This is a genomic window from Nitrosomonas sp. (assembly GCF_019752415.1).
In the GTDB taxonomy this organism is placed as follows: Bacteria; Pseudomonadota; Gammaproteobacteria; order Burkholderiales; family Nitrosomonadaceae; genus Nitrosomonas.
Window position 1 is genome coordinate 1 of record NZ_JAIEME010000058.1, and the last position, 5761, is coordinate 5761.

Below are 5761 nucleotides of genomic sequence, written 5' to 3' on the forward strand. Positions count from 1 at the left end.
TGCCAATTATCTCGGGTGGCGACGGCTGATTGATCGTGCTCATGGTTCCTTGTCTCCCCGCTCAGTTTTGCTTGCCGCATTGGGTATGAATGACGTTCAACAATTAACGGTGACATAGCCCTTAAAAAAGAGAAGGGGCTAGATGGTAAGCCTCCGACATGTTTAGACGTTGTGCCGATGGAAATTTCAACAGAGATTTTGTCTTTGGAACCGGAGAAACTCTCGAAATTTCGGCAATTTGGTTATGGAGCAGCGGGAGCATTATTACCGATTGCGATGAATCTCTTGCTAGTCGACTTTAGTACAGTTGAATGGCTGAATTTCTTGTTTTTCTTTCTCAGTAGACTCGCATTGTTCGCGGTCATCGCGGGGATCGTTAGCGCGTTACTTGCACCAACCATTGCAACTAAGACAAACTGCTTTATGGTTGGCCTGTCCATTACACTTGTTCTCGGAGTTGTAATAGAGGTACAAGTAGTCTAGAGAAGCTGTGATTAAGTTGAATTTGCAAAAATCGAGTTGATATCGGTGCGATTATCCTGATCCAGTGATTCTATTCGATGATGAATTTTACATTTATTTGCTTTGCCTAAGATTCGCTGGTCAATTGGAAAAGCAAGGCATTTTAGGGATCGTCAGAAACTTTTTTAGTTATTCTTCAACTGATCAATCACCACTTGGCGGATATCGATGTTTTCTCCCGGATTGATAATCGTGAAATCCGGATTGCCGGGTTTCAAATAATCCAAGTTACGCTCAATCCCTGATGCGAGAAAATCATTGATCGCCAGTTTGTAGGTTTTTTTCGGATCGATTGGAGTGCCGTTGATTTGCCAGCCAGTGTTGATCTGTTGTGTGTTGGCGGATTGCAGAAAGCCGCCTGCGCCTGTGTTCGCTACCCCTTGATTCAGTGCTTTTAACAGTAGGCTGCCTTTTATTGCGGCCAGTTGGATTTTGCCGCCGAAAGGTAGCACGCGGATGATATCGTAGACGGTGATTTGACCCGCGGGCAGCACATCGTCAATGCGGATCGAGCCGCTGTTGTAGAGCGATAGTTCGGCTTCCGGATAGGGGCGCAGCAGGCTTTGGGCGATTAATTCAGTCAGGTTGGTTTTGCGGGTGCGTACACTGGATTCGAGTCCATCCAATGCTTCGGTGGTGGTCGTGACCACGGCTTCAGGCTCAAATCCCTGTTGACGGAAGGCAGCGAAGGCGATGCTCATCCATTTATCGACGACTGCCTTGACGCTAGGATCTTCCGCCAGGGTGTCGTTGATCGGCACAAAAGTGGGTTTGATCTCGGTTTTGCCAGTTTGTGGATCGAAATAAAGATCAACCACGTAAACTGAGCGCACGTTGGCATCGGCCTTCAGAATCGGTGTGAAATTCCCGCGCCAGTTCTGATAGTTGACGTGTTCATGTCCGCCCAGTAGTAATCCGATTTGTGGATTCTTTTGCAGCAACTCGATGTCGTCTTCGATGGTTTGGTGTGTTAAGGCAATAATGAAATCGGAATGCTTGCCGAGTTGCTTGATTTGCTCGTTGGCGACTGTCAAGGGTTCGGAATAACTGACATAGTCAGGCTTATTGATTGGAAGGGTTAGTCCAAACATACCGATCCTGAAAGATTTTCCACTTTTCTTGCCGGTAACTGAAATAACGAGATTTTGATTGACGCCTGAGAAAGGACGACCATTCGCGTCAAATACATTGCTCGATACCCAAGTAAATTTTGCTTCTTGCATTCGCTGATGGAATTGACTCTCCTTGATATCGAACTCATGATTGCCAAAAGTCGCGTAGTCAAGCTCGAAGTGATTCAAAACATCCACCATTTGCCGTCCAGCCAGTCGATCGCCTTCATACTGTGCTGTGCCGATTGCAGATGGGCTGAATAGATCTCCGCCTAATGTAGTGATGGTATTGGGGTTACGTGCCAGCAACTGGTTACGTAATGTGGCAACCCGTGCAATGCCGCCTTCTTTGCCGCCGCTTACCGGTGTGATTTCATAAATATCCTGAAAGTGTAGAATCGTTACATGAATCCTGTCATCATCAATATGTGCAGAAGGCGTTGTGTTGCAGGCAGTCAGTGTTAGCGCGAAGAGTACAGCTAACAGAATGGCGTATGGTTGTTTCATGGCAGCTTCCTGGATTTTTATAGCACTGTTACAGTCAGTATTTTTGCAAGTGTATGACAAGTTGTAAGAAAATTACAGTATCAACTTTATCCTTAGTATCGGCTTCTGCTTCGCAACGCAGGGAATATTTGTTCTATTTGGTTTAACCGCAATAAAGTTTTGATGGTTTGGCAGTAAAGTTGCTGTTGATTTCAAGTATGATTTCTTCAGATTGTGAGTATTGTTGTTATCAGCGACGGATTCTTAATATAATCAGGAACTGTTACGGCACGTAATAAAAATACAATTCACCAAGATTGGGATATCAGCACGGACCTCGAATAGAAATAATCCAGGATCATGTAATGTGAGGAGCGAGAAGTCATTACACGATTTATTAACAGATTCAGAATTTAGCATTACCATGCATGTGTTTTTGTTCTTGACAATACTGATTGAATTAATTCAAGTAAAAAGGGGAATTATCGTGAAACAATATTTCATTGCGTCAGAAAAACGGTTTTTATTTCTTTATCCAGCTCTGGCTCTTCTGATCGGAATACTATCTGGCTGTAAAGTGGGATTGATTCCGGAAGCCGAGCAGAGTCGCTATGCAGCGACTGTTGAACAAGATCAATTAGGTGATAGTTATACAGAGATCAAATACCTTGATCAAGGTTGGAATTCTGCCGACAGTTTGTGGTTCTACTACACCACACAAGGATCAAACCTGATGCCTTATGATTTCTTCCTGGTACTGGAAAAGGCGGGAGAATCTCAGCTTTTCCGCTCTGATGAGAATATGAATTTCTATCGTTATTTACCCCAGAAGGCCTCATCGAGCAACCCGGATGCGTTACCTGTCGGCTGGGTCAAGGATGACTACAAGGGCAAAGAGTATGTCGGTTTAACTTGTGCCGCATGCCATACCGGGCAAGTAAACTATAACGGTGTGGGTATCCGTATTGATGGCGGTCCAGCCACCGCGGATATGGAAAACATCATGAAAGATATCGCAAAAGCTTTGAAACATACGCGTGAAAATGCAGAAGCCTCGCAGCGGTTTGTCAAAAATGTCCTGGCAAAGGGAAATTACAAATCGGAAGCTGAAATACTCGCCGATCTAAGTAAGTATGAACAACGCATTTACGATTATACCGTGATCAATCATAGCCCAACTGCCTATGGCTATGCACGACTGGATGCCTTTGGACGTATTTATAATCGTGTGCTTGAACATATCATCAATGAAAGAGAGTTAAGAGAGCTGTTGCGTGATCCTAAGATCATGCGGGATCAAGTGATGACTAAGGAACAAATCGACGAGATCATACCAAAGGACGTAGGTAAAGTGATGTCGGGAGATCAACGTGATCATGTGATGGAACGCCTTAGCAAGCATCTCACTAAATGGCAATTAGGGCGATTGCGCCATGCATTGTTCAACGCACCTGACGCACCCGTTAGCTATCCCTTCTTATGGGACATCGCTCAACACGATTATGTGCAATGGAATGGGATAGCTGACAATGCTGGGCTAGGGCCAATTGGTCGAAATACGGGTGAAGTGATTGGCGTATTTGGCACACTTGACTGGAAGGAAGAAAAAAGAACGACATTATCATCAATTATCGGCGGACAAAGCGATGGCATCACGCAAGTCAGCTTTGCTTCTTCCATTAATGTACAAAACTTGCACAGAATTGAATCACACCTGATGAAATTAAATTCTCCTGTTTGGCCAGAGGAGATTCTTGGTGATATCAATAGGGAAAAAGCTGCTCGGGGTAAAACATTGTTTGACGAGTATTGCGAGGCCTGTCATGCCAGGATTGATCGTGAGGATCCAAATCGTCGTATTATCGCTAATATGACAAAAGTCAATTTTGTAGGAACGGATTCCGCTATGGCTAAAAACAGTTTTACTGCTCAGGGCTATTCTGGCATTTTGCGCAACCAGTATGTAGGCCTTGGTGTAGGTAATATTTTACTGGATAAACAGGCTCCTGTTGCTGCCTTGCTGACTCAAGCAACTAGAAATGTGGTGGCTACTCCTGACCCCGATAAATGGTTTTTCCAACGTTGGACGGATTGGATTGTTAATCTTGCAAAAGCATTTTATGAAAATGAGATTAAATCTTCCATTAAGCATGGCAATTATGATCCGGATACTACAGTTAATCCATTGGCCTCACTGAATGCCTATAAGGGACGGTCTTTGAATGGTATCTGGGCAACGGCACCTTATTTACACAATGGTTCTGTGCCATCACTTCATGATTTGTTACTACCCAAGAAACGTGAAGGTGATCCGGAAGAGGATGAATACCGTCCTGATCAGTTTAAAGTTGGATCGCGCGAATTTGATCCGGAAAAAGTCGGCCTAAAGAGCGGTGACAAAGGTTTTACTTTTGATACCAGTTTTCCTGGCAATAGCAATGCTGGCCATGAATATGCATCCGGTAAAACAGCGCAACCGAATGGGGAAATTTTAAAGCCTCTTACTAAAGAGCAAAAAGAGGATTTGCTGGAATATCTCAAGACTCTGTAAATAAACAACCCCGTGGCAAGACCACGGGGTTGTTTATTTGATATGTAAAACTCAGTGTTCTATAGCCCAAATTTGCTTGTGATTTTTTGCTGTAGAACACTGATAAACTTTCACTTAGTAATTTGATTTTTCTTCGGTTGATCTGGCTTGACCGCCACCTTCCTGATCGCCTGCAGGTATTTGATGAAATGGTTGAATTGTCTTACCGTAGGCCGCAGGATCAGGAGATTCTGGCGCGGTTGGTTTGCCGCCACAAGCAACTAAGGCCAAAATTACTGATGCACCCAAAAAGTGTGTAATCCTCATACAAAACCTTCTGAATATTAGTTAATAATTAATTTTCCAGTTACAACGGTTCTCAGAATACTGATTGCAATCATAGGAAACATTGATCTTAGTCAAACTAAATCAACCTCGACGTCAAAAATCCATCAAAATCTTAAGTGCAGCTAATTTTTAGGGTAGTGATCATTGGCGCAGATCAAAATACATTTTTATCATTCATTAAACGACTTTATTGCGCCAGCGCTGAGTGCTACAGAAATTATTCATAATTTTTACCGGAAAGCCTCGGTCAAGGACATGATCGAATCATTTAATGTGCCGCACCCGGAAGTTGAGCTGATTCTGGTCAATGGTGTTGCGGTAAATTTTGACTATATTGTGCAGGATAAAGACAGCATCCAGGTTTATCCCGCCGATGGTAGCCCTGAAGTCAAGCGGTTATTGCCGCATCGCATGGAAGTGTCACGACCGCCTGTGTTTGTTGTGGACTCCAATCTTGGAAAATTAGCGCGCTATTTAAGGTTACTGGGATTTGATTGTTTGTATCGCAATGATTTCGACGATACCGCAGTTGCAACGATCGCCAGTGAGCAACAACGGATAGTTCTTACCCGGGATCGTTCATTTCTGCAACGCAGAATTATCACTTACGGATATTTTGTTCGTGCAAATCTACCTAAAATTCAAACTTAAGAAGTCTTGAAAAGACTTAATTTGTATTCTTTGATAAACCACTGACACGCTGCACGCACTGTAATGGAAAATTAATGGAAACCGGAAAACAACAAATCGAATATTTCCTAGC

Annotated in this window: 5 protein-coding genes and 1 pseudogene; 4 read left to right on the forward strand and 2 right to left on the reverse strand. The window is 43.5% G+C overall.

Translation table 11 applies throughout. From position 1 onward, the window contains the following. Together K2P83_RS09770 and K2P83_RS09775 are read left to right on the forward strand one after the other, a co-directional pair. A pseudogene (locus K2P83_RS09770) lies at positions 1-118 on the forward strand (IS1595 family transposase); the annotation flags it as partial. 59 nt (positions 119-177) lie between these two features. Next, positions 178-483, forward strand: coding sequence for a hypothetical protein (locus tag K2P83_RS09775; protein WP_292928692.1), 306 nt, complete (start codon positions 178-180; stop codon positions 481-483). A 164-nt stretch (positions 484-647) separates the two neighbouring features. Here K2P83_RS09775 and K2P83_RS09780 read toward each other — a convergent pair whose 3' ends face one another. Next, the gene (locus K2P83_RS09780) at positions 648-2141 is read right to left on the reverse strand and encodes a bifunctional metallophosphatase/5'-nucleotidase (protein ID WP_292928694.1); all 1494 of its coding nucleotides are present in this window, start codon (positions 2139-2141) and stop codon (positions 648-650) included. Between the two features lie 466 nt (positions 2142-2607). On the opposite strand from K2P83_RS09780, the gene K2P83_RS09785 reads away from it, so the two are divergent. Beyond that, positions 2608-4671: a di-heme-cytochrome C peroxidase gene (locus K2P83_RS09785; protein WP_292928696.1), complete on the forward strand. Its 2064-nt coding sequence runs from the start codon at positions 2608-2610 to the stop codon at positions 4669-4671. A gap of 114 nt (positions 4672-4785) precedes the next feature. On the opposite strand, the gene K2P83_RS09790 is transcribed toward K2P83_RS09785, so the two are convergent. Continuing rightward, positions 4786-4977 (reverse strand): hypothetical protein, encoded by a 192-nt coding sequence (locus tag K2P83_RS09790; protein ID WP_292928697.1) that lies wholly within the window; start codon positions 4975-4977, stop codon positions 4786-4788. Positions 4978-5142: 165 nt separating this feature from the next. Here K2P83_RS09790 and K2P83_RS09795 point away from each other — a divergent pair, with 165 nt between their 5' ends. Beyond that, a complete protein-coding gene (locus K2P83_RS09795; protein ID WP_292928698.1) occupies positions 5143-5649 on the forward strand; it encodes a Mut7-C RNAse domain-containing protein in 507 nt (168 codons plus the stop codon). Positions 5650-5761: the final 112 nt, after the last annotated feature.

What these genes read in the sequence shown, in the direction of transcription:
- K2P83_RS09775 (WP_292928692.1), top strand. Translation starts at nt 178, where the DNA reads ATGGAAATTTCAACAGAGATTTTGTCTTTGGAACCGGAGAAACTCTCG.
- K2P83_RS09780 (WP_292928694.1), bottom strand. Translation starts at nt 2,141, where the DNA reads ATGAAACAACCATACGCCATTCTGTTAGCTGTACTCTTCGCGCTAACA.
- K2P83_RS09790 (WP_292928697.1), bottom strand. Translation starts at nt 4,977, where the DNA reads ATGAGGATTACACACTTTTTGGGTGCATCAGTAATTTTGGCCTTAGTT.